At 44.3% G+C, this 23,031-nt stretch carries 24 protein-coding genes, 4 tRNA genes and 1 pseudogene; 16 read left to right on the plus strand and 13 right to left on the minus strand.

Going from position 1 to position 23,031, the window contains the following annotated elements:
- The first annotated feature begins 720 nt into the window (after positions 1 to 720).
- Together KUG37_RS13300 and KUG37_RS13305 are read left to right on the plus strand one after the other, a co-directional pair.
- The gene (locus tag KUG37_RS13300; protein WP_216938454.1) at positions 721 to 2,028 is read left to right on the plus strand and encodes an FAD-dependent oxidoreductase; all 1,308 of its coding nucleotides are present in this window, start codon (positions 721 to 723) and stop codon (positions 2,026 to 2,028) included.
- A gap of 3 nt (positions 2,029 to 2,031) precedes the next feature.
- Positions 2,032 to 2,880, plus strand: coding sequence for a cyclopropane-fatty-acyl-phospholipid synthase family protein (locus tag KUG37_RS13305; RefSeq protein WP_216940568.1), 849 nt, complete (start codon positions 2,032 to 2,034; stop codon positions 2,878 to 2,880).
- A 76-nt stretch (positions 2,881 to 2,956) separates the two neighbouring features.
- Here KUG37_RS13305 and KUG37_RS13310 read toward each other — a convergent pair.
- The 3 genes from KUG37_RS13310 to KUG37_RS13320 all read right to left on the minus strand — a co-directional run bounded on the left by KUG37_RS13310 (position 2,957) and on the right by KUG37_RS13320 (position 4,009).
- A tRNA-Thr gene (locus KUG37_RS13310) sits at positions 2,957 to 3,032 on the minus strand.
- Between the two features lie 204 nt (positions 3,033 to 3,236).
- Positions 3,237 to 3,464, minus strand: a complete 228-nt coding sequence (locus KUG37_RS13315; RefSeq protein WP_004647282.1) for a hypothetical protein — start codon at positions 3,462 to 3,464, stop codon at positions 3,237 to 3,239.
- Between the two features lie 454 nt (positions 3,465 to 3,918).
- A tRNA-Ser gene (locus KUG37_RS13320) sits at positions 3,919 to 4,009 on the minus strand.
- Positions 4,010 to 4,130: 121 nt separating this feature from the next.
- On the opposite strand from KUG37_RS13320, the gene KUG37_RS13325 reads away from it, so the two are divergent.
- Positions 4,131 to 6,011: a potassium transporter Kup gene (locus tag KUG37_RS13325; RefSeq protein ID WP_216938356.1), complete on the plus strand. Its 1,881-nt coding sequence runs from the start codon at positions 4,131 to 4,133 to the stop codon at positions 6,009 to 6,011.
- Between the two features lie 79 nt (positions 6,012 to 6,090).
- Here the strand turns inward: KUG37_RS13325 and KUG37_RS13330 are convergent, their stop codons facing one another.
- Entirely contained in the window at positions 6,091 to 6,633 is a 543-nt protein-coding gene (locus KUG37_RS13330; RefSeq protein WP_216940558.1) for a hypothetical protein, read from the minus strand.
- 265 nt (positions 6,634 to 6,898) lie between these two features.
- Between KUG37_RS13330 and KUG37_RS13335 the strand changes: the two genes are divergently transcribed.
- Complete coding sequence (locus tag KUG37_RS13335) at positions 6,899 to 7,981, plus strand: DNA/RNA non-specific endonuclease (protein WP_216937789.1); 1,083 nt, start codon at positions 6,899 to 6,901, stop codon at positions 7,979 to 7,981.
- Between the two features lie 78 nt (positions 7,982 to 8,059).
- A complete protein-coding gene (locus tag KUG37_RS13340) occupies positions 8,060 to 8,305 on the plus strand; it encodes a hypothetical protein (protein WP_216937788.1) in 246 nt (81 codons plus the stop codon).
- Positions 8,306 to 8,400: 95 nt separating this feature from the next.
- Here KUG37_RS13340 and aqpZ read toward each other — a convergent pair.
- Positions 8,401 to 9,039 (minus strand): annotated as a pseudogene (aqpZ, locus tag KUG37_RS13345) (aquaporin Z).
- A 149-nt stretch (positions 9,040 to 9,188) separates the two neighbouring features.
- Positions 9,189 to 10,199 carry an AraC family transcriptional regulator gene (locus KUG37_RS13350; RefSeq protein WP_216940561.1) on the minus strand — a complete coding sequence of 337 codons (1,011 nt, stop codon included), beginning with the start codon at positions 10,197 to 10,199 and terminating at the stop codon, positions 9,189 to 9,191.
- 108 nt (positions 10,200 to 10,307) lie between these two features.
- Between KUG37_RS13350 and KUG37_RS13355 the strand changes: the two genes are divergently transcribed.
- Positions 10,308 to 10,952: a hypothetical protein gene (locus KUG37_RS13355; protein WP_216937785.1), complete on the plus strand. Its 645-nt coding sequence runs from the start codon at positions 10,308 to 10,310 to the stop codon at positions 10,950 to 10,952.
- 299 nt (positions 10,953 to 11,251) lie between these two features.
- Here KUG37_RS13355 and hisF read toward each other — a convergent pair whose 3' ends face one another.
- The gene (gene hisF / locus KUG37_RS13360) at positions 11,252 to 12,010 is read right to left on the minus strand and encodes an imidazole glycerol phosphate synthase subunit HisF (RefSeq protein ID WP_216937783.1); all 759 of its coding nucleotides are present in this window, start codon (positions 12,008 to 12,010) and stop codon (positions 11,252 to 11,254) included.
- A 113-nt stretch (positions 12,011 to 12,123) separates the two neighbouring features.
- Between hisF and KUG37_RS13365 the strand changes: the two genes are divergently transcribed.
- Genes KUG37_RS13365 through KUG37_RS13375 form a run of 3 tightly spaced genes read left to right on the plus strand, consistent with a single transcriptional unit; the run spans position 12,124 to position 14,142 of the window.
- Positions 12,124 to 13,071 (plus strand): homoserine kinase, encoded by a 948-nt coding sequence (locus tag KUG37_RS13365; RefSeq protein ID WP_216937775.1) that lies wholly within the window; start codon positions 12,124 to 12,126, stop codon positions 13,069 to 13,071.
- Between the two features lie 27 nt (positions 13,072 to 13,098).
- On the plus strand, positions 13,099 to 13,725 hold the full coding sequence (locus KUG37_RS13370; protein ID WP_216937773.1) for a DUF1294 domain-containing protein: 627 nt from the start codon (positions 13,099 to 13,101) through the stop codon (positions 13,723 to 13,725).
- Between the two features lie 21 nt (positions 13,726 to 13,746).
- The gene (locus KUG37_RS13375) at positions 13,747 to 14,142 is read left to right on the plus strand and encodes a hypothetical protein (protein ID WP_216937770.1); all 396 of its coding nucleotides are present in this window, start codon (positions 13,747 to 13,749) and stop codon (positions 14,140 to 14,142) included.
- 50 nt (positions 14,143 to 14,192) lie between these two features.
- Here KUG37_RS13375 and KUG37_RS13380 read toward each other — a convergent pair whose 3' ends face one another.
- From KUG37_RS13380 to hisB, 6 genes are all read right to left on the minus strand, one after another.
- Positions 14,193 to 15,104 carry a DMT family transporter gene (locus KUG37_RS13380; protein ID WP_216937766.1) on the minus strand — a complete coding sequence of 304 codons (912 nt, stop codon included), beginning with the start codon at positions 15,102 to 15,104 and terminating at the stop codon, positions 14,193 to 14,195.
- A gap of 68 nt (positions 15,105 to 15,172) precedes the next feature.
- Positions 15,173 to 15,904: a 1-(5-phosphoribosyl)-5-[(5-phosphoribosylamino)methylideneamino]imidazole-4-carboxamide isomerase gene (gene hisA, locus KUG37_RS13385; RefSeq protein WP_216937763.1), complete on the minus strand. Its 732-nt coding sequence runs from the start codon at positions 15,902 to 15,904 to the stop codon at positions 15,173 to 15,175.
- 330 nt (positions 15,905 to 16,234) lie between these two features.
- On the minus strand, positions 16,235 to 16,906 hold the full coding sequence (locus KUG37_RS13390) for a 3'-5' exonuclease (protein ID WP_216937760.1): 672 nt from the start codon (positions 16,904 to 16,906) through the stop codon (positions 16,235 to 16,237).
- Positions 16,907 to 17,013: 107 nt separating this feature from the next.
- Positions 17,014 to 17,547 (minus strand): DUF805 domain-containing protein, encoded by a 534-nt coding sequence (locus KUG37_RS13395; protein WP_216937758.1) that lies wholly within the window; start codon positions 17,545 to 17,547, stop codon positions 17,014 to 17,016.
- A gap of 166 nt (positions 17,548 to 17,713) precedes the next feature.
- Positions 17,714 to 18,331: an imidazole glycerol phosphate synthase subunit HisH gene (hisH, locus tag KUG37_RS13400; protein ID WP_216937755.1), complete on the minus strand. Its 618-nt coding sequence runs from the start codon at positions 18,329 to 18,331 to the stop codon at positions 17,714 to 17,716.
- A complete protein-coding gene (hisB, locus tag KUG37_RS13405) occupies positions 18,331 to 18,924 on the minus strand; it encodes an imidazoleglycerol-phosphate dehydratase HisB (RefSeq protein ID WP_216937752.1) in 594 nt (197 codons plus the stop codon). The genes hisH and hisB overlap by 1 nt, the downstream gene beginning before the upstream one ends.
- Before the next feature lie 97 nt (positions 18,925 to 19,021).
- Here hisB and KUG37_RS13410 point away from each other — a divergent pair, with 97 nt between their 5' ends.
- From KUG37_RS13410 to tehB, 7 genes are all read left to right on the plus strand, one after another.
- Positions 19,022 to 19,399, plus strand: coding sequence for a GNAT family N-acetyltransferase (locus KUG37_RS13410; protein ID WP_216940565.1), 378 nt, complete (start codon positions 19,022 to 19,024; stop codon positions 19,397 to 19,399).
- 203 nt (positions 19,400 to 19,602) lie between these two features.
- Positions 19,603 to 19,678, plus strand: a tRNA-Phe gene (locus tag KUG37_RS13415).
- Between the two features lie 136 nt (positions 19,679 to 19,814).
- Positions 19,815 to 19,890: transfer RNA gene (locus KUG37_RS13420), tRNA-Phe, on the plus strand.
- Between the two features lie 222 nt (positions 19,891 to 20,112).
- Positions 20,113 to 20,619, plus strand: coding sequence for a hypothetical protein (locus KUG37_RS13425; protein WP_216937749.1), 507 nt, complete (start codon positions 20,113 to 20,115; stop codon positions 20,617 to 20,619).
- Between the two features lie 219 nt (positions 20,620 to 20,838).
- A complete protein-coding gene (locus tag KUG37_RS13430) occupies positions 20,839 to 21,588 on the plus strand; it encodes a hypothetical protein (protein WP_216937746.1) in 750 nt (249 codons plus the stop codon).
- 110 nt (positions 21,589 to 21,698) lie between these two features.
- On the plus strand, positions 21,699 to 21,908 hold the full coding sequence (locus tag KUG37_RS13435; RefSeq protein WP_216937743.1) for a hypothetical protein: 210 nt from the start codon (positions 21,699 to 21,701) through the stop codon (positions 21,906 to 21,908).
- A 214-nt stretch (positions 21,909 to 22,122) separates the two neighbouring features.
- Positions 22,123 to 22,986 (plus strand): SAM-dependent methyltransferase TehB, encoded by an 864-nt coding sequence (gene tehB / locus KUG37_RS13440; RefSeq protein WP_216937741.1) that lies wholly within the window; start codon positions 22,123 to 22,125, stop codon positions 22,984 to 22,986.
- Positions 22,987 to 23,031 lie beyond the last annotated feature (45 nt).

Below are 23,031 nucleotides of genomic sequence, written 5' to 3' on the forward strand. Positions count from 1 at the left end.
CGGATGAATACATTTCAGAAATCACTGACCGTATAAATCATCGTCCAAGAAAAAGACTCGGCTTTAAAAGTCCGAGTCAGGTATTATGGCAACAACATGGTGTTGCACTTCAAATGCTAATCTAAGAAGTAAAAAATCCAGCACAAGTTGCTGGATTTTTTATTTCTTAATTCAGCTATTTGAAAGATCAAAAATATTAGACTGTTTGAGCTTCATCTGAAGATAAATCAAGGAAGGTAGAATTTGACTATCTGTCTTTCAAGTTACTTATTCCGATTAATCAAGTGAGTCCAGTACCATGCTACGTGATTTATAAAGTCTAAAAACAAAGAAGCCTCTGCTTTCGCAGAGGCTTTTATTTAAAAGGCGCTGTAGTTTCTTGTCGTTTTACATAATTTTCGCATAAACTCATCTGAGTCTAAGCAGATAGGTTTAAGCTTTTATTATGTTGCGAATCATAAGTATTCTAAAAGCATTTGTCAACCAAAGGTTATAAAAATGGTTAACTAAATTAGTTGTTTTTAAAATGAATTTTCAGATTAGCGGATAAAAATATGCATAAAATCCTAGATTTTATTAAATGAATCCTGTTGAGAAAAAGAGATAAAAGCAGGCAAAATCAAATAAAAAGGCTTTTACGAAAAACATATATTCTGGAAGATTTTAATAACCTGTTTGATTGGCGCATGGTACATAATTTCTGTAGTTTTTCAATGACGGATGATCAGTTTGGATATCGCAGTAATTGGTAGTGGCATGGCCGGACTGGCTACAGCCAGAATTCTCCAGGATGCAGGGCATCACATCACGATTTTTGAAGCACTTCCAGGTCGCGGCATGGACAGTCATAGTCTTGAATTTGAAGGGGGGCTGATTGATGCACCTTTACGTGTGATGAACCCCTATCTGTGGAAAAACATCCTGAGTCTGGCCACGCATCTGGGCATTAAAACTTATCCGGTGCGGACCTATATGGCCTGTAGCTGGTTATTTGAAGATAAAACTGAAACCTGGCTGACTACATCGCGTAGCCGAATTGGCAATATCCCGATTATCAATAACCGTAAAGGTCTGCAACAGTATGGCTGGCGTCTGGTCAAAGGCCTGTTGCAGCTCAAAGTTGCATTGACCAAATTCTTTAAGTCGAAAAATCAGGACATCAGCCTGGCAGAATTTATCAATCGTAACAATATTGAAGAAGTGTTCTGGCATGGTGCCGTCATGCCGGTACTCTATACCATCTGTACCTGCAATCCGAAAACCATTGGTGAATGGCCCGCTAAACCCTTATTGATTTTCCTGCGTCAACTGACCGATGGCGATGCTTTGCTGCGTCTGCAAGGTGGTACACCAGCGCTGGTCGACAAGCTGATTGAAGGCATTCATATTGAAGATGGTTCAGCGATTACACTGGTACAAGAGCAGGGCGATCAGGTCAAAGTTGAAAATGCGGCCGGTTATTCGAAACTGTTTGACCGGGTCATTGTGGCGACACCGACCCCAAAAATTGAGCAATTTCTGGATCCGGTACAGTTTGCCAGTGAAATTGAATTATTGAAGAAATTCAAATTCGAACAGGGTGAACTGGTCATCCATACCGATGCCAGCGTAATGCCGCCAAAACGTAAAGACTGGGCTGTACTCAGTTATATGATGGATCGGAAATTTACCCGTCAGCAATTTACAGTCTGGCTCAACTCGATTGAACCTTCTTTGGTCGGCAAGTCGGCAGTGTTTCAGACCTGGCGTCCAGTGACCGACATCGATCCGAAGAAAGTGATCAAATCGGTGATGCTGACGCGTGCAGTGGTAGATGCCAATACGGTGGCACTGAATAAAGAATTGCAGCAACGTCACCTGGAAGCCAACCGTAAAGTCTTCTTCTGTGGTTCATGGTCATGTGACGGTTTGCCAATTCTGGAATCGGCAGTGACCTCCGCGATGAAGATTGCAGAGATTTTTGGTGCACCTTTACCATTCGAGGGTTTAAAACCTGTGGTCGAGGTTGCCCCGCAATTGGGTTATTAATTGATGCAATGGCTTCAGTCGCTTCGTCAGCGTCTTCCTCAACATAAGTATGCGATTGATGCTGCGGTGCTGGGCGATCACGCGCAATTGCCCTGGAGCAATTTAGGTTATTGGCAGGCAGGTCAGCAGAATTATGCGGCTGCCTGTTGCGCGCTGGCCGATCATCTCGGGCATAGCGTAAATTTAAATTCAAAAGATAAACTGCTAGATTTAGGCTGTGGTCAGGGAGCCAGTTTGTTGCACTGGCAACAACACTATCAGGTGCAATATCTGGCCGGTGTCGAACTGCAATCTGCTTGTGTGGCTAATATTCAGCAATATCTGCCAGAGCTGAATGCTATCTATCAGGCGTCATTTCTGCGTTTAACAGAGCTGCAATTTTCCCAGCGTTTTGATGTGGTGCTGTGTCTGGATGCGGCTTATCACAGTCCTGTCCCTTTATTATTAGAACAGATCCGCAGTGTTTTGAATTCAAATGCGCGAATTGGTTTTCATCATCTGGTTTTGTCCGAGCGCTGGAAAAATTTAGGTGCCTTGCAACGGCGTAAATATCAGTTTTTATTAAAATCTGCCGATGTGAATTTGAAAGATTTAATGACCGTTAGTGCACTGTCTGCGTGTCTGGACCATTTTGAATTTAAAAATATTCAGATTGAGGATCTATCCGAGCCGGTATTTTCTGGCTTTGCTGATTATGTGCAAAAAACTTTGAATTCAAAACCAGCAGACGATTCTGTTCAAGGCTCAAGGCTGGATCATTTTAAAATTCGGATGACGGCGAAACTGTGCCGAAAATTATATCAGGAAGGGATCGTGAGATATGTGCAAGTGACGGCACAATCGAAGAATTAATAAAGCGCTGAAGACCTCACTTAAAAACGCTAGGCCCAGAGACATCAAAGCCTCACTAGAAAGCGAGGCTAAGATATGGTGCCGGCACACGGATTCGAACTGTGGACCTACTGATTACAAGTCAGTTGCTCTACCAACTGAGCTATGCCGGCATGGTGGAGTGCATTTTACAGATTTTTGATAGCCACGCAAGCCAAAAAACAACCGTTTAATCAGTTTTGGCAGAATTTACTTATTTTAACCTGATGATTGAAAAGTTCTGTGTTTTGTTATGCCTAAGGAAATCGCCCATATGTGCAGATATGGGCGAGGGTGAAATTACAGGGTTTGCTATGGATATGAGTCAGTTAAAAGCTTTATCTGTTTTTCAGGATGCGATCTAATTCTTGTGCACATTCCTCTAAAGTAAAGGCCATATCAAACTGCATTTGAGGTTTGAGTTCTTGAGCGAGGCTTCTCCACTGTTCGATGAGTCTCAAGGCTTTTTGAATTTTATGTTTATTTATATCCTTGGCAATGGTCGGGGTATAACCGCCACGTTTTGCATTTTTAATCTGTTTGGCATAGTTTGCGCTGTTATTCATGTTCGCTCTCCGAATAGCAGTGTATCTATCTTTAACTTTGAATGGCTCGGTTCACTTCATTATTCCGTTCTATCCTGTGGTTTTTATTCTCCTTTTAGTTTGTTTATAAGCAACATAACATAGCTTTGATGACAATAAAATTAAGCTATTTCTGTGCCAGGTTTTTGCTCCAACAGATAAATAAAAGCATGGAATGAATAAAGTATAGAAGCTGTACAATCCATCAGTTTTTTAGCTTATAAAACATAAAAATTTTTAAAAATAAAATTGAGCGTAAGCATTGAGCTTCAATAGCTTTTTATGGGTGACTGATTTATATGAATTCACTGATCTGCTGAAGGCCATATATAGCAATATTTCAAGATCTAAGTAAATGAATTTTTTGCTGACCAGATGATGCTAAAAAAATCGAATATAAAAAAACCCGAATCATGTGATTCGGGTTTTTAAAATTTGGCGGTGAGAGAGGGATTCGAACCCTCGAAACGCTATAAACGTTTACACACTTTCCAGGCGTGCTCCTTCAGCCACTCGGACACCTCACCATAGGCCGAGGATAATAGCGAAAAAAACCAGCTGTGCCAAGCTGAAACAATTGATTTGCAGAAAAACTTTTAACGTGGTGCTATGATTCGCAAAAATGCTTGTTAAAAACGAAGACAATATATGCAAAGTACTGCACAAAGGGCAGCTCTTCCGGTCATTACACTGGCTGCGCTTGGGGTCGTTTTCGGAGATATTGGGACCAGTCCGCTATATGCACTGCGCCAATGCTTCCTTACCGCACATCTCGCCATTAGCGAAGCTTCCGTACTCGGCATCCTGTCGCTGATTTTCTGGTGCATGATGCTCACTATCAGCTTTAAATACGTCACTATCATCATGCGTGCCGATAACAACGGTGAAGGCGGGATCATGTCATTGCTGGCATTGAACCTGCGTACCACACGAATTTCCGATCAAAAGAAAATTTTCCTGATTGCTTTAGGCTTTGTAGGTGCATCTCTATTTTTTGGTGACGGAATTATTACTCCGGCAATTTCCGTGCTCTCGGCCATTGAAGGCTTGAGTATTGCGACACCCATTTTCAATCAATGGTTGATGCCCTTATCGATCGGGATTCTGGCCGGACTGTTTATGGTTCAGCGGCATGGTACAGCTACTATGGGCAAATTCTTCGGGCCTTTAACCATGCTCTGGTTTTTATCCATTGGCGGTTTTGGTTTGTGGAGCATTATCCAGACGCCATTTGTACTCAGGATGGTGAATCCCTACTGGGCGTATCACTTTGTGGTCGACCAGCCTTATGTGGCTTTCCTGACGATGGGTGCGGTGATCCTGACCATGACCGGTGGTGAAGCAATTTATGCCGATATGGGGCATTTTGGCCGTCTGCCGATTCGTCTGGCCTGGTTCATCATTGTCTTGCCGTGTCTATTGCTGAATTATGCCGGGCAGGGCGCATTGTTGCTGCGTAGTCCTGAAGCGCTGGCAAATCCTTTTTATATGCTACTCCCAGACTGGGCATTATTCCCGATGATTGGACTGGCCACCGCAGCGGCGGTGATTGCTTCCCAGGCAGTCATTACCGGGGTGTTTTCCATGGTCAATCAGGCCATTCAGTTGCGTTATTTGCCACGTCTATCGGTCAAGCATACCTCGGCAGTGGAACGCGGTCAGATTTATCTGCCCTTTATTAACTGGATGCTGTTTATCTCGGTCCTGATCCTGATTTTACTGTTTGAAAATAGTGCCAATCTGGCCAGTGCTTATGGCGTTGCAGTGACCATGACCATGCTCTGCGGTACAATTTTGATCTCGATTCTGGCCTATGGCTTTTGGCGTTGGCCGGTATGGAAAGTGGCCCTGTTTGCTGTGCCATTCCTGGCACTGGATTTAATCTTTGTGGCTTCAACTTCCCTGAAAATTGCTTCGGGTGGCTGGGTACCAATTGTGATTGGTGCGGTACTGTTTACAATTTTAATGACCTGGAAAGATGGGCGCGCTTTGGTACTGAACCGTCTGGAACAGGATGCCTTGCCGATTGATCTCTTTATTAAAAGTATCTCGATGGGGGAAGGTACCAAGTTTGTGCCAGGTGATGCGGTTTTCCTGACTGGTACACCGAATATTGTCCCACATGCCCTGCTGCATAATATCAAGCACAATAAGGTCTTACACGAACGCAATATCATGCTCACGGTGATTACCCGGGATATTCCTTTTGTTGACAGACAGGAGCGGATTGAACTGGAAAAACTCAGTGAGCATTTTTACCGGGTGTATATCTATTATGGTTTTAAGGATCAGCCGAATATTCCGGATGCTTTACAGCAGGCCTATGAGCAATGGAATTTTGAATATGACCTGATGCAGATCAGTTTCTTTATTTCACGTGAACGGATTATGCATACTGTGGGTGAGGGCATGGCACCGTGGCGGGAAAAGCTGTTTATTTCCATGCAGCGTAATACCAGTCCGGTCAGTGATTTCTATCAGATTCCGCCCAACCGTGTGGTCGAGCTGGGTACCCAGATCCAGATATAAGCAAGATAAAAAATCATAAAAAAACCAGAGGCATACTCTGGTTTTTTAGGCAGAAAACAATAAATAAGTGAGCTTGGGCTTATTGCTCAAGTTCTACGGCAGCTGGTATTTCAGGTGCAGCATTTAAAGGTTCTTCCATCAGCACGGGTTCTGCATCAGATTGAGCTGCAATTTCATTTTGTTGATTGCTTACATCTGCTTCAGTCGCAGCAGCTTGCTGCTGTTGTTCAGGCATCGACGCTACAGCGGCTTGTTGCTGTTCAAGTGCTTGCTGCGGTTGAGGTGCAGTCATAGACGTACTTGCCTCTGCCTCTGATTCATTCATGCCTGATTCGAGTACAGGAGGTTGAGGAGAAACGGTATCTGAATGATTTGGTGCCTGAGTCATCGCTGGATCTTGTGGCAGCGGTGCTGCTGTACGCGGGTCGACCAGACGGATCTGGCCAGAATTTACCAAGCTTTCTAAAGAGCCTTCCTGGCCATTCACCTTTGTACTAATTTTAGCTTTAGACAGGCTTTCAAGTGTTTCTCCTGGTTGAACCGCTGGCTCGGCAAATGCACCTACGCTGATCACACTTGTGAATAATCCTAAACCTAATATTTTAGAGAGTTTGGAATTCATGATTGACACCATTATTAATAATTGTACGAATTGGGATAGGCGGCAAGCTTTACATAATCGGTCTACTGGTCCAAACAAAGCTACTCAAACACCGCGAAAACTCATTTAAAAAGAAATAAAACTAGACAGTTTGTTACAACTCCTGCGGTTTTTAGGTACTTATTGTTTATTTAATAAACGAATGGTAGAGCCAAGATATACTTCACTTATACAGCTTGTTAAGCTCGATCAAAATCTGTATTGATCTAAAAAAGTACGTGTAAGAATGGCCAAGAAGCAGCGTAAATCCAAGAATTCATTTTTTCAGTTTTTAAATGATAATAGTATTAAAGTCATTCTGGGTGTGGTGGCTTCGAGCAGCTTCGCCATCGCTTTTGGTCAGGAAAAAATCAGTCAGTGGGTGTCATTATCCTCCTCAAGCGATTCTGCCTGTCTGACCCAGTTTTATCGTGATGTGCCCCCCTATCTGATGAAAGAGAGCCTGAAAAAAGACAGCTATTCGTTGTGTTTTAATGGCTTTAATGTGGGTTATTCCGGGGTGTCCAAAACGCCGCTTTGGGTCGCAGAAGCTCTAACACCGTCACGCTTGAGCCAGAAAATCCCTCGTGAAGACAGTTTTCATGAAGAAGAGCGAGTCAGTGCGAAACACCGTGCCACATTGGCAGATTATCGCGGTTCGGGTTATGACCGCGGCCATATGGCACCCAATGCTGATATGCCTAATAAAGCCGCACAGTCTGACAGTTTTTCATTGGCCAATATGGTTCCACAAGCACCCAAGAACAATCAGCAGGTGTGGCGTGAGCTGGAAGAGGCTACCCGTGCGATTGTGACCAAGCAGAAACAGGATGTCTATGTGATTACCGGGCCGGTATTTGCAGGGAAAAAGCTGAAAACCATTGGTAATGGCGTGATTGTACCCACGGCGGTCTATAAGGCGGTTTATATGCCGAAAACCGGTGCCATTGGTGCTTACTATGCGCCAAATGATAATTCGCTTAAAGTGCGTATTGTCAGCGTCTGCTATCTGGAAGAACAGCTTGGAATTAACCTGTTTCCGCAGCTCACCGAAGAGCAGAAACGTAATACTTATCGTCTGCCCTTGACGGCCAATGCAGTAAAAGCCAATCAGAAAATCGCATACTCGAATTGGGATGCAGAAAGCCAGTGTGCTGAAGATGTTTCCAAGGAAAACCTGCAGGCATTGCAACGTGAGTTTAAGTCTTCCGCTTCAAGCAGTTCAACCTCCTCAGTGACTGGTGGCGCGATGGACGGCGCGACGCAAGATACCATCGTGAAACAGCTGATTGATGCCTTGTTGCAATATATTTTGCAGCTGTTGAAATAAGCTTGCTGAAAAAACCGGGATTCAGGTAGCATCAACATCAGACGTTCATTAAAAATAACAAAGACAGGTGAAGAGGATATGTTTAAAGCATTTGAAAATGGCAGCGAATCCCATGCCATTCATGATCTGACTTTAGAAAATGATCTGGACTGCGTCAGCCTGTATGGCAACTTGCAGATCACCAAGGACCAGCAGGGGCTGAAAGTCGCCAGAGCCTTGCAGGCTTTTATCAATGATGTGGTGCAGCAACTGGAAAATACCCCAGACTTGCCAGAAAAAATTCAGCGTGATGACCTAGATGAAATTGAAAATCCATTTTTATAAAACGTATATCTATACCTTTCTGCATGTTCCATGTGAAACATGCAGAAAATGAACTTATAAATTAGGGATTTTTATCCCACTTATCACTTAAAGCACTAGTTTTTTTCCAGCAATGTTTTATAAATCAATGCGCCAATAGTACCACCGACGATCGGGGCTACCCAGAATAGCCACAGTTGACTCCATGCTGCAGTCTCTGCAAAAAGTGCGACACCTGTACTACCTGCAGGATTGACCGAGGTAGTGGTTATGGGAATACTGATGAGATGAGTCAGGGTCAGGGCAAGACCAATGGAAATCGGCGCAAAGCCGACTGGTGCACGACGATCAGTGACTCCCATAATTACAATCAGGAAAATTGCAGTCACTACAATCATCGATGATCAACGCCGACCCTAGGGAATAATGGGCAGACGAGAGTTCAGCAAATCCATTACTGGCAAAAGCACCGCTACCGGTAAATCCTAGCTGACCTTGTACAATCACATACAGTAACCATGCGGCCAGAATGGCACCAATCACTTGTGACACAACATAGGGAAGCAGCTGTTTAGCTTCAAAACGGCCACCTGCCCATCAACCAAAACTGATTGCAGGATTAAAGTGGGCTCCCGAGATATGACCGAGGGCATAAGCACGGTTAAACCAAATGCCAGGGCTACGCCTGCAAAACCAATTCCTAATTACGAAAATGCAGCTGACAATATTGCGCTGCCGCAATCAGCGAAGACCAGCTAGAAAGTGCCGATCAATTCCGTAATATATTTATCCACGTTGTTTTACTTTATTGTTTCTATTTAAATTTATTTAAGTTTTATATGAGCAGACTGCCAGGGAAATAGCATATCACTGCCGCTCTTATGTTGCCTATAGCTGTCAGAGTTCAGACCATTGAGGCGCTTTCTAGTCGCCATTGTTGTGGCGTCCGTTTGGTCCATTGCTTAAATGCCCGCTGAAAAGCACTTTGTTCAGAATAACCGAGTAACATGGCGGTTTCTTGCAAGCTCAAGTGCGGATCTTTTAGGTATTGCATAGCCATCATGCAGCGAATTTCCTGCATACGTTGCTGATAGGTTTTACCCTGTTTCTGCAAATGGCGTTGTAACTGACGTACCGAAAAATTCATCTGCTCGGCAATATGCTCAATCTGGAACAGGTTTTTTTGCAGGCCAATCAGAATCGCTTGTTGCAATTTCTGGTCAATCTGCGTGGAATTGGGGAATTTTTCCAGTAAGGCTTCAGCCTGTTGCTTCAGCAGCTTCTGTAGGGTCTGGTCTCCCTTCTTTAAGGGCGTAGACATTTCGCTGATTGGCATCAATACTTGATTCTTGGCTTGACCAAAGCGAACCTTGCAGCGGAAATACTGTTCATACAGTGCAATATTTTTCGGCAGGGGATGCTGAAAATGCACTTCATGTAAATTTAGATGATTGCTATCCAGAATAGTCGATTTAATAAATTCAGTCATGAGCGCAATGGCGAGTTCATCGCTCAGCTGCGTACTCATCTTGAACGGAACCTCTCCCCAGGCAATTGAAAAATAATCTCCTTCACCCTGGACCTGTAGGGGACTGCCATCATAAATCAGACGATGGTAGTCTTGATAGCGCATGAATGCCTCACCCAGCGTGTCACTGGAAAGTGCCAGATAACCGATAATCCCGAGATGTTTGGCTTCCACCAGCTGCGCTATTTCCAGTCCCAAAGCCGGGCGCTGTAGCTGTTGATCGAGTGTAGTTAACAGATCACGCCACAGGGCGAAATCAAAGCGTTCCAGGTTTTGAATGGCTAATAATTTCTCAGGGACTTCGAGCTGTTTCAACTGATAATAGTCCAAAAGTAAATGTCCCAAACCACCGTATACCGAACCTACGTAGTTTTTTAGAACCAGCATTTTTAATTCTTTTATTTTGTCGTATTTTGTCAATCATATTGAATATTTTGGTCAATATCTAGTCTTTTATTTAGCCTATATTAAAAGTAGAACAAGAGGTAAAAGATCATGTGGAAAGGTTTTCTGGCAGGACTAGTCATTGCAAACGGATTTGAATGGTTTGCACATAAATATGTATTGCATGGTATTCACCGGCAGGGACAGAACCGTTATAGTCCGGTGCCTGAGAGTATGCGTTCACACTGGGAGCATCACCGGATTGTACGTAAAGCGGAATTTTCTGATTTCGGTTATGTAGAAGGACTGGACAATTGGCGTACCCGAAATGAAATTGCCTCACTGGCAGTGGTTGCGACGGTGTTTGGACTCAGTTTTTATCCTTTTTCCAAAGGGATGGCACTGGCTACCCTGTATAGTGCAGGCAACTACTATTATATGCATCGCCGGGCGCATCTGGAGCCGGAATGGGCCAAAAATAAATTGCCCTGGCATTATGATCATCATATGAACAGTAATCAGGATGCCAACTGGTGCGTTACCAAGCCCTGGTTTGACTATCTGCTCGGTACCCGGGTGATTTCTTCGGCAGATTTGCAGGAGCAGAATCCTTTAGGTCTGAGCCTACCTGCACCGGTCTCGAAAAAAATGAATCGCTGGGCAGAGCAATATTTTCCGGTTAAATGGGCCGATGCTGCTACTAAAATGACGAAAAATGCGCCGAAAAATACGGTAATGAAGCAGTTAAATAGGTAGGTTATGGAGTAAAACAGGGCGCTGTCGTAATTTGTCAATAAAATATGATTGTATTGTCAATATTGTACTGCTGATTTCGCCTATAGTTGCTCCTGTCGGTGAGTAAAGCCTCATACTGATATGTTTCTGGGTGTAATGAGTTATTTTGAATACCAAGTGCTGTAGTCTTATCTTGGTTTTATAAGGAGTCGAAAGACTCCTTTTTTTTGTCCAGTATTTGCATTGCTAGGTTGGTCAAGGTATAAAAAAAGAGTGCTTATATAAAAGCACTCTTTAATCAAATCATCATCTAAAATGACTTAGAGGCGCATTTCAATGCCTTGGGCTGCCATATAGGCTTTGGCTTCCGGAATAGTATACTGGCCAAAATGGAAAATTGAAGCTGCCAGTACTGCATCGGCACCACCATGAATAATACCATCTGCCAAATGCTGTAAATTACCCACGCCACCAGAGGCAATAGTCGGTACCGTGACGCGGTCATTGATGGCACGCATCAGGGCAATGTCATAACCGGCTTTGGTGCCATCGGCATCCATCGAAGTAATCAGTAATTCACCTGCGCCGAAGTCAGCCATTTTCACAGCCCACTCAATCGCATCAATCCCGGTTTCTTTACGGCCACCGTGGGTGAAGATTTCCCATTTATGGTCACCGGTTTTTTTGGCATCGATCGCCACAACGATGCACTGTGCGCCAAAGCGTTGCGATGCTTCTTGCACGAATTCAGGGTTATAAATCGCTGCCGAGTTGATGCTGACTTTGTCTGCACCAGCGTTTAGCAGTAAACGGATATCTTCGACCTTACGCACACCACCACCCACTGTTAAAGGCACAAATACAGATTCAGCCATACGTTCAACAGTTCGGTAAGTCGTGTCGCGTCCATGATGTGTAGCGGTAATATCAAGGAAAGTAATCTCATCGGCACCTTGTTCATTATAACGGCGCGCCACTTCGACCGGGTCACCCGCATCACGAATATCAAGGAACTGGACACCCTTGACCACGCGGCCGTTATCCACGTCCAGACAAGGAATAATACGTTTAGCTAGCATAAATTTTTCCAATTATTACAGCCGATTATGAAACTCACCCACGCAAGCGCTACACCTTGGCAGATGGAAACGGTATTCTAGCAAAATTATGTAAGTTTTTTCGCAGGTTTTCTATGTCGGTTTATACCACTTTGACTTTAAAGGAAGTTCAGGATTTTGCAGCGCCTTATGGTTTAAAGGCGATTGATCTGATTCCCATTCAAGGCGGTATTCAAAATACCAATTATTTTCTGGTCTGCGAAGACCGGCAATATGTGCTGACTGTATTTGAAGATATGGATGAGCAGGCGGCAGGTGAACTGGTTCCGGTTCTAGAACATCTGGGTCAGGCCGGGTTGGCCGTTCCGGTGCCTTTATCGCATTCAGGCAAAGCGATTCACAGCATTAAAGGTAAACCGGCACAGATTGCCCCGCGCCTGATGGGTGAGCATCCTATGCCATCGACTGTTGCACAAGTTGAAGCAATTGCCATCGCTCAGGCGAAAATGCATGTGGCACTGAAAGACTTTAAACTGGAACGTAATTTTGTCCGTGATCATGCTTATTGGCTGGCAGTTTCCCAAGAGATCAAACCGAGCTTGAGTCCGGCAGACAAAGTCTTGCTGGGTAAACTCTTGGGTTTATATGACGCGTTGACTGCGGTGTATCCGGACCGTCCGTGCGGTTTTATCCATTCCGATCTGTTTCGTGACAATACCTTGTTTGAAGGTGATCAGCTGAATGGCATTCTGGATTTTTATGAGCTCAATAAAGATGAATGGCTGTTTGATATCGCGATTACTTTAAATGACTTCTGTACTGAATATCCTGACGTCGTCTTAAATGAAGAAAAAGCGGTTGCGTTTTTAAATGCCTATGAAAGCATCCGTCCTTTAACCAGTGATGAACGCGCCTGCCTGGAATTGTATCTGGCTATGGCGGCGGGCCGTTTCTGGATGATGCGCCTTCAGGTAGCACAGCGTAATGCAGCATTGGGACGTACCGGCGAAGATATTTTGCAAAAAAATCCGGATGAAATGCGTAATATGCTGATTGAACGCTTAAAATTCGTTACCGCTTAAATAATCAAATCAAAAAGGATAGGGGATATGCGCGATCAGGGACGTTTAGTGGAATGGTTTGATGATCAGGGCTATGGTTTTATCCAGCCCAATGATCCGGCCAAAGATCGCGTATTTCTGCATATCAAGGATTTTGCCAAACCAGGCCCCCGTCCAATTGTGGGCTGTGCGCTGGATTATATGGTGATTCTGGATGAACGTGGACGTTATCGTGCGCAGCAAGTCATGTACCTGAAAGCATCTCAGGCCAAAGGTCTGCAGACGAAATTCAAACCGTCCAAGCCACAGCAGTCACAGAAGTTACAGCCGATGCAAATAGCCTGTGTGGTCTATATTTTATTGCTGCTGGCCCTGACTTTGGGCGGTTTACTGAATGGACTGGTCTTGTTACTGTTTAGCCTGATGAATGCGCTCAGCTACTGGCTCTATGCGCAGGATAAAGAAGCTGCGCAACTGGGCAATCGCCGTATTCCGGAGAATATCCTGCATCTGGTGGCCTTTTTAGGCGGTTGGCCGGCAGCCTGGCTGGCACAGCAGAAATTACGCCATAAAACACAAAAACAACCTTTCCGGCAGATATATTTTTGTACCATAGCCTTTAACATCATTCTGATTATATGGCTGATTTCCCCATTCAATAGTTTAAATATCTAGGGGGAAACACTAGGAGGGGACATGAATTATTCCATTGATAAAGACCGAAATCGTACGCTGACTTTTGCACTGTACATTTTATATATTGTGGCCATTTTTAGTGCGGGTCTGTTGGCTGTCGTAGCCTTGATCATTAACTATGTCAAACGGAGCGATGTACGCGGTTCAATCTTTGAAAGTCACTTTACCTGGCAAATTCGCAGTTTCTGGTGGTATCTGATTTGGAATATCATTGCCTTTATTCCGTTTCTGTTCTTATTCTTTACCGGTGAAAATCCAGACTTATTTGCAGGCGTCGCATTTGGTGCTTCGGCTTTCTGTTTGCTGGTGGTGTTTTTGGCCTGGATCTGGATCGTGTATCGTGCGATTAAAGGCATGATCCGTTTAAATGACAATCAACCGATGTATAGTAAATAAATCGCGCATTTCCCTCTCCCTTTGGGAGAGGGCATGAGTGAAGGTGAAAATTAATTTTCTTTAAGTTTTCTCAAAAACTTCGGTTTCCATTCACTTGCAATCACGCCAAGCACCACCATCAATCCGCCCAATAGCGCTAGTGCAGGTAGACGTTCTCCGGCCAGACGGCCAAAGAGAGCTGCCCATACCGGTTCACCGGCATAGATAATCGCTGCCTGTGATGGATCGACCATACGCTGCGCCCAGTTCATGACCAGCTGGATCAGGGCACTGGCAATGCCTAAACCGACTAAAATAGCTGCCAGATGCCAGTGGAATTCAGGCAGCCGAGATTCACCTAAAACAGGTGCGATCATGAAGCAGAACAAGGACGCAAAAATCAGTTGCAGCACCGTGACCCGGCGTACATTCACCTGTTTGGCAAAATGACTGATAAAAATAATCTCAAGCGCAATAGCAATGGAACCGAGCAAAGTCAGGGTTTGTCCGAAACTGAGCTGAATCGCAGTAAAACCATTTCCTGTCAAAAATACCAGACCCATAAAGGCAAACAGCGCCCCGATCCAGGTCATTATATGCGGTTTTTTAGCAAACAGCAGCCAGAGCAGGATCGGGACCAGTGGAACATACAAGGCCGTTAAAAAAGCCGACTCACTACTGCTAATGCTCTGTAAACCCACAGTTTGAGTGCCGTAACCAATGGCGATCATGATCCCAATCACCGCGCCGGCGAACACTTCTTTCAGGTTTATACCTTTTAGGGATTTCAATGAAATCAGGGTGATGGCCAGCGCTGCAGCAGCAAAACGCAGCCCGACAAACATGATCGGACTACTAAAATTTAGCCCGTATTGTACGGTAATAAAACTGCCACCCCAGATCAGGGTAATCAGAATTAAGGCAAACTGCGGAAGTTTGGCTGCCAGAGCGGGAGAGCGAAAAGTGGAGATGATGGTAGACATGAAAGGAGATCAGAAAATTAAAAAAATAAAAAAGAGGTCCGAAGACCTCTTAGGCAGGAATCAATATCTTAGATAGATTGATCATCCCACAGTGATTGTGCTTCACCCAGATTCAACGTGCCTTCGTAAATCGCACGGCCGGTAATTGCACCTAGAATGCCGGGCTGGCCTTTTAATTTGCGTACGTCGTCCAGATTGGTTACGCCGCCTGAAGCAATCACAGGCAATCCTGAATATTGTGCTAGGTTCACGGTCTGCTCAATATTCACACCCTGCATCATGCCATCACGCGCGATGTCAGTATAGACAATGCTCGATACACCCGCATCGGCAAAACGTTTCGCCAGATCAGTCGCTTTGACATCAGTCACATTGGCCCAGCCATCGGTGGCAACCATGCCATTCATGGCATCAATCCCGACAATGATGTGACCGGCGAACTTTTTACATGCTTCTTCAACAAATTCAGGGTCCTGAACTGCTTTGGTACCAATAATGACAAAAGATACGCCCGCTTGCAGATAATGCTCAATGGTTTCCAGGGAACGGATACCACCGCCAATCTGGATCGGCAAATCAGGCTGAGATCTGACAATGGCTTCAACCACTGGCTTATGGATGGGCGTACCTGCGAAAGCACCATTTAAATCTACCAAATGCAAGCGGCGAGCGCCTTCATTTACCCAATGCTGTGCTGTTGCGACCGGATCGTCAGAAAATACGGTATCGTCTTCCATACGACCTTGCTTTAAACGGACACATTTGCCATCTTTCAGGTCAATTGCAGGGATGATCAGCATGCTTTCGCTCCTTGCTTAATCTTTAGAATGAATTTGAGTGAGTTCATCTTAGCAAATAAAGTCGAAATTTCTAACTCTTAAACGGTATGAATAGAGAAAACCTGTCCGCAGACAGGGAGGAGTGAGTTCATTTATTTTAATCGTTGTCATTATTTTAATGATCCAGTTAATGAATAGAGATCGGATCTCCCACAACGGATGGTGTACTGAGCTGATCGCTAACCGAAGCTTCAGATCTGCTATAGGTGAACTCCCGTCATCAATCAGGCGAATCACAGCTTTAGCACACTCAATGTTTCAGTCATCCCTAGCACTCTTCTCAGCATATTACTAAAGATTTGCAGCCTTCGATGAAGGACGGATTCTCAGTTTTAGTGAAGTATTTGGAATATCTTTGGGTAATAAGTCCCGGCGCAGCAATTCTTCAAATACGAGCACTGGCGCGTAGGCATCTGCGGCTGCATAGTCAATCTGTGCCGGAGTTAAATTTTTTCTGGCCCAATTTGAAGTGCTAATCCGTTTCGATTTAGGAAAATTCACCTGAAATAATAAGGCCATGGCATTTTTCAATCCGACCGGGTTTTTTAGACCAAAATGACCAAAGCATTTGGACAGCTCAATCACGTTATTCAGTTCAATGCCTTTTTTACGGAACAGATGCGCATCATTTTTCAGACCAAAACCGACCTTGATCTGGTCGCGACTGGCAAAAATTGGTGCAAGAAATGTCCAGATGGCCGGCTTCATTTGAAATAAATAGGCTTTGTCCAAAGTCGCCAGCTGAATCAGATGCGGTCCGGTGGAGACTTCACCAACCTTGAAAGTAGGCTTGGATTCAGAATCGAAACCAAGAACAGCGCAGCTTTTTAGCTCCTGTTCAAGGGCATGACATTGTTCCAGGCTATTAATTACCTGAATCTGTTGCATTGGCAGATTTTTAAATACAGGCAAGGTCTGAATGTGTTCTTTGCTCGGCAATATTGTCGGCAGGAGCTCTTGCATAAGGATCAATAGCTAACGGGTCAGGGAACTGAAGCTTAATTGCTTTCCCCCGGTTAGGCAAAAATAAAGCCCATTGATCATGAGCTTTATCCCCTATTAAAAAAGAATTAATCAGTGTGATAGGTATTCTGTTCCATCTGCGCCTGTTGAGCCTGAGTCACATAGTCTTGATATGCCGGAAGCGCAATCGCAGCCAAAATAGCTAAAGGGAAAATTAAAAAATAAAGCCAGCCTAAAACCTTTTCCCATCCTCGGGTGCTGCGTCGAGGGCCATATTGGTTGGTACGGTCATCCCCTTTGGCAAAAATTAAGTAAAGGATAAAAATCAGATTGACCAACGGAATGAGGATAAGTAAGGATAACCATCCTGTGTGATTACGGTCATGCAGACGGCGAATGGTAAAAATAAAACTAAAATAAAGCATGACCAAGTAAGCGAGTCCGATGAGAACAGCTGCAACCATGGATGAGCCTGCCAAGGCAGAGCTATCCATAAATAGGCCAGGTGAAAAAGCCGCAATCATCCCAATGATGATCAGGAGCGAAAAGGTCATGAGCATGTTCCAGCCGAGATAAGACAAGCGGCCAAAACGACCATTTGGGCTTAAAGCTGATTCATTGCTTGGATAGCATGGATTCATTATTGTATTTCCCCTGAGTTTAATTATTTTTAAATATAATGAGTTGCTTCAACAGCATACCAATTTTAATGACTAAAAAATAGTCAGAATTCTAGCAGTGAATTAATCTAAACGAATAAAAAAGCCCGCAGATGCGAGCTTTTTTGAAACTTTAAAAATTCTGAGATTAGATCTTCCAATCCACAAAGTTTTTCAATAACTGTAAACCGGCAGTATGACTCTTTTCCGGATGGAACTGGGTCGCGAACAGGTTTTCTTTATGAATCGCGGTACAGAACTCGATGCCATAGGTACAGCTGGCGGCCACAAGGCTTGAATCTTGGGGTTCGACATAATAGCTATGTACAAAGTAGAAACGTGCATCCTGTTCAATGTTGTTCCACATCGGATGATCCGGATCGGCCTGATGCACCTGGTTCCAGCCCATATGCGGCACTTTTAGGCCCGCCATTTCCGGAAAGTGCTTAACCGCACCTTCGAAAATACCCAGTGCATCTGTGCCACCATTCTCTTCAGAATGTTGCATCAAGGCCTGCATACCCACGCAAATTGCAAGTACTGGCTTGTTAAATACGGCATTGCGCACAACTTCATCGATACCTGCCTCATGCATGCCTTGCATGCAGTCACGCATGGCACCTACGCCCGGGAACACAATCTTGTCTGCTTGCGCAATCAGTTTTGGATCATTGGTGACATCAACCGTGGCACCGACATGTTCTAATGCTTTTGCCGCAGAGTGCAAATTTCCCATGCCATAATCAAGAAGGGCAATACGGGTCATTACAGCGTACCTTTGGTTGAAGCTACCGTGTTGGCAGCGCGCGGATCTACTTCACAGGCCATACGCAGTGCACGTGCAAAGGCTTTAAATACGCTTTCGATCTGGTGGTGGCTGTTTTTGCCTTTCAGGTTGTCGATATGCACCGTCATCAATGAATGGTTCACAAAGCCCTGGAAAAATTCAGAGAATAAATCCACATCAAAACGGCCAATCATGGCGCGGGTAAATGGAATATCCATAAACAGGCCGGGACGACCAGATAGATCAACCACAACACGGCTTAAAGATTCATCCAGCGGCGCATAAAAGTGACCATAGCGTTTTAGGCCTTTTTTATCACCAAGCGCCTGTGCAAAGGCCTGACCCAAGGTAATTCCGCAGTCTTCTACGGTATGATGGTCATCAATGTCCAGATCGCCATCACAATGAATATCAATATCAAACAAACCATGACGCTTGATTTGATCAATCATATGATCTAAAAATGGAATACCCGTGTTTAAGGTGCCTTGACCAGTACCGTCGAGATTCACACGAACTCGAATTTTGGTTTCGTTGGTATTTCTTACCACTTCACTGATACGATCTGTCATAGACACGTTCCTCAAATACGTCAAAATGATTGATGTAGAAAATATTTTTCGCCGTGACGAAGTCACCGCATATTAGATTGCTCAGGAGGGTTTATCAATGCCTATTACCGTACATGCTTATACTTCTTTAGAAAATGACGAAGTGCGCAGCCAGCTTGAGCGACTGTATGACACTAGCCCTGAATTTAGCGATGGGGCAGATGCCATGGAACAACTAGAGCAAAACCTCGCACAGTATACCTCAGTTTATAGTGCAGAATTTAATAGCAAGATCATAGGGGCAATCTGGTGCACCGGACAGGGAGAAAGCCGGATTCTGGAAAATATTGTAGTGCATCCGGCCAACCGCGGCCGCGGCGTGGCAGAAAGGCTGGTCAGTGAAGTCTGCTGCATGGAAGAAGAAAAAGGCGTGAAAAACTTTGTGCCTGGCTGTGGTGCTATCCACCGATGTCTGGCCAATCTGGAAAAAATCTGACACTAGACCAACAATAAGCGGCCATCTGGCTGCTTTTTTATGTAAATAAGAGTTTAAAACTGTTTTATTGCTGAGTTCTTTGGTAAGAACTGTTCGGTTTATGGCTCAAATTGCTGCGAGTTGATGGAAAATTAAACATTTGATGGAAATTATTCCTTCCGCTCTTGACGATTTGAAGCTGAAACTGTTTAATACGCGACATCGGCGTGATAGCTCAGTAGGTAGAGCAACGGATTGAAAATCCGTGTGTCCCCAGTTCGATCCTGGGTCTCGCCACCATATTTGAAAACGATTCAAAGTTTTCAATCCCTGATCCCATCAGGGATTTTTTTTAGGCCAAAAATCAGTCACTCAAATATTTTTTTCATAATTTTGATTGACTAATGAGGCTAGATACGGCTTAATACACCGCATCGGCGTGATAGCTCAGTAGGTAGAGCAACGGATTGAAAATCCGTGTGTCCCCAGTTCGATCCTGGGTCTCGCCACCATATTCAAAAAATCCTCAAACCATGTTTGGGGATTTTTTTTGCCTAATTAAAAGTCAGATAAAAATTAAATGCATGTTTTTCAGTCTTGCTGATGCTTTATTTTTATGTTTTCGCCCCTGTTTATTCATGAGGAGCCGTTTATCAAACTTAACAATATGCACTTGCATTACTTGTAAGCTTTAAGTCAGAAGCTTTCCCATTGTCCAAATGAGGGCTAATTTGATGAATCTCCTAAAACCCGTGATACGAGGGCTGATGGTTACCTGTGTTACTTTTACCCTGCCATTATTAGGCCATGCTGCATCCGCCACTGTTTCTGATTCAGTGATATTGCCTACGCTTATCGTGATGGCAGAACCTGAACTGCGTGCGGTAATTGAAGTCGTGCCTTATCAGGAAGATGCTAGCCAACGTCAGGCATTGCAGATGCGCATGATGGAAATCGAACGTGATATCCAGTCTTATAGCGTCGATGCTGATTTTGTCGCAAATATTGATGTCATGCGTGCACCTGCTACCCCAGATCTGGACAGCCTGCCTGTGATCTTCCAGGAATATGTGCTGGCTGTAGCACAAGGCTTATTGTCTTCAGACCCACGAAATGGGATCTATGTAGTGTTGCAACCTTTTGGTATTAACCGTGATGCCACTACTGTGCAAATTGCCCGCGAGCAGTTTAATTCCTACCGGAACCAGCCTAACCTCTCACTGCCATTTCCTTCCAGGTAAGCCGTGCCCGACAGTTTGACTTTTCTAATTGCGGGCTTATGTAGCAGCAACTGACGATCAGAAACAAGCAGGAAGTTGAAATAAATTTCCGGCCAGATCGGGTGTTTTTTCCTCATAGTTAAATACTGCTAGAAAATCAAACGTCTTGAATTGTGTCTAAAATATAAGCATAGTGAGTGTGAATCAACAAGATCTGACTTATAGAGCTGGAGCGTGTACATGCCGCGTGTTTTTATGATTTTAGCCGCTGTAACACTGGTAATTTTTATTGGGCTGTTTTATCAAAATTCTGTCCAGCAAAAACAACAGGCCGAGCTGCTCGAATATGAAACCGTGCTCGAAGAAAAAACCGAAAGTATTGCGCAGCAAGCACAGGACTGGTCAAAACCAATTCAGCTGGAGCTGGAGGATGACCGTCTGGATGGCGACTATGCCATCATGGCTGAATTTATGCTGGGTCAGTTGCGTGACAGTGCCGAGGAACGCAATCAGTATCTACGGGATTTAAAAGCTGCCAACTGGCAGAATTTTCTGGATATTGACCGTTTGGCCAAGGATCAGGCACAAGATTATAAAGAAACTGAAGCCATGCTCAAGCAAGTCCATCAAATTGTGAACAACTATCAGCAGAAAATCCAGCAGCGTGATGCCGAGCTGATCGACAAGGCACAGCAACTGGATATAAAAAACCGTTATCGCCAGCAACTGACCCAGACTCTGAAAGACAGTCAAAAAAATAGTAATGCGCATGCCATTTTTGAAATTGAAAAACAGAACCTGGCCAAGGCAGATGCCTTATTTGCATTATTGAAAAAGTATAAATGGCAAAAGAAAAATAACATGTTTATGTTCTATGACGATAAAGCGGTTAAAGAATTTAATGCCCTGTATAAGGAAATGCTGTCCCTGAATAAGCAGATGCAACAGGTTGCGAGCGCAAACCAGAAAGCGGTGGAAAACAAGTTATGACCTGTCTTAGATGACAGGATTGCCATATGACTGTCATCTGCTGTTCAAACATCAATGGTTAAATCTAAGGGGTCGCACAGAGCATGACATAACATTCAAGCAGGTGAATCATGCAAAAAATTCAGGTTTTTGCTGATATTCAGCAGGTATATAGTGAGTTTGTCGCAAATAAAAAAGATCCAGAATTGCAAAGTAGGAATAATGGGGACAGAAGCCGGTTTTTCTTGAATCAGTATTTCAGTCTGGATCTGGGCAGTGCACCGGATTTTATGGATCAGGATAAATATATGAACTGGCTGCAATCGGAGCTGCTGCACTAATCCCGTGTCCCTATTTATGATCTACATCAACCACAGCTGTCGGATCTAAGCCGCTTTTTTATTTTTCAGATTGGGAATTCATCTTGTTACTGTATTGGCACAGCGTACATAAGCCATTATTTCAATTCCGGCATGAACAGGCTATGCTCAAAACAAGAACCGCTGCTTAAAACATAACAGGCGGAAATATGGGTCATGTAGAGGGTCGTCGTTTATGCAAGAGCTGAAGTGTTATAAAGAATTTCCGGTCTGGACAGAGCAGAGTATTCCTCAGGGCTTCAAGAATCAGCACAACACCAAAGCTGGCACCTGGGCAAAACTGACAGTATTAAAAGGTGAAGTGCGTTTTGCCATGCTAGATAAATCCGGCACTGTACAATCCGAGCATGTGTTTACAGCAGACCAGCAACCACCATTTATTGAGCCTGAAGCCTGGCATAAAATTGTGTCTGCCAGTGATGATGCCGAATGCCAGCTAGGTTTTTATTGCCGGCCTGAGGATTACTTCACTAAGAAATATCATTTGAATCCTACCCATTCTGAAGTGCTGGCGGCCATGCCATATTTGAAGGGGGGCCGTGCGCTGGATGTTGGCTGTGGTACAGGGCGTAATGCGCTTTATTTAAGTCAGAACGGCTTTGAGGTTGAAGCCTGGGATGTCAACGAAAACAGCTTGCAGACCTTAAGACAGATTGTGCAGACAGAGCAGATTGAACATGTACAGGTGCAGCGCCGCGATCTCAACACAGATACAAGCATTGCAGGCCCATATGACTTTATCTACTCTACCGTGGTGATGATGTTTCTTGAGGCGAAAACTATTCCACCGCTCATTGCACAGATGCAGCAGGCGACCGTGTCTGGTGGCTATAACCTGATTGTATGTGCCATGGATACGCCAGATATTCCGGCACAGCCTGATTTTCCATTTGCTTTTCAGCCTGGAGAATTGCGAGGCTATTATGAGGACTGGAATATGGTGAAATACAATGAAGATATCGGTGAGCTGCATCGTATCGATGAAAATGGTCATCGGATTAAACAGCACTTTGCCACGATGCTGGCGCAAAAGGTTTAAGTAAGAAATTGAGGACTTTAAAAATTCTTGAATTTAAATGAGACC

Origin of the sequence: Acinetobacter sp. BY419, assembly GCF_019038395.1 — a bacterium.
In the GTDB taxonomy this organism is placed as follows: Bacteria; Pseudomonadota; Gammaproteobacteria; order Pseudomonadales; family Moraxellaceae; genus Acinetobacter.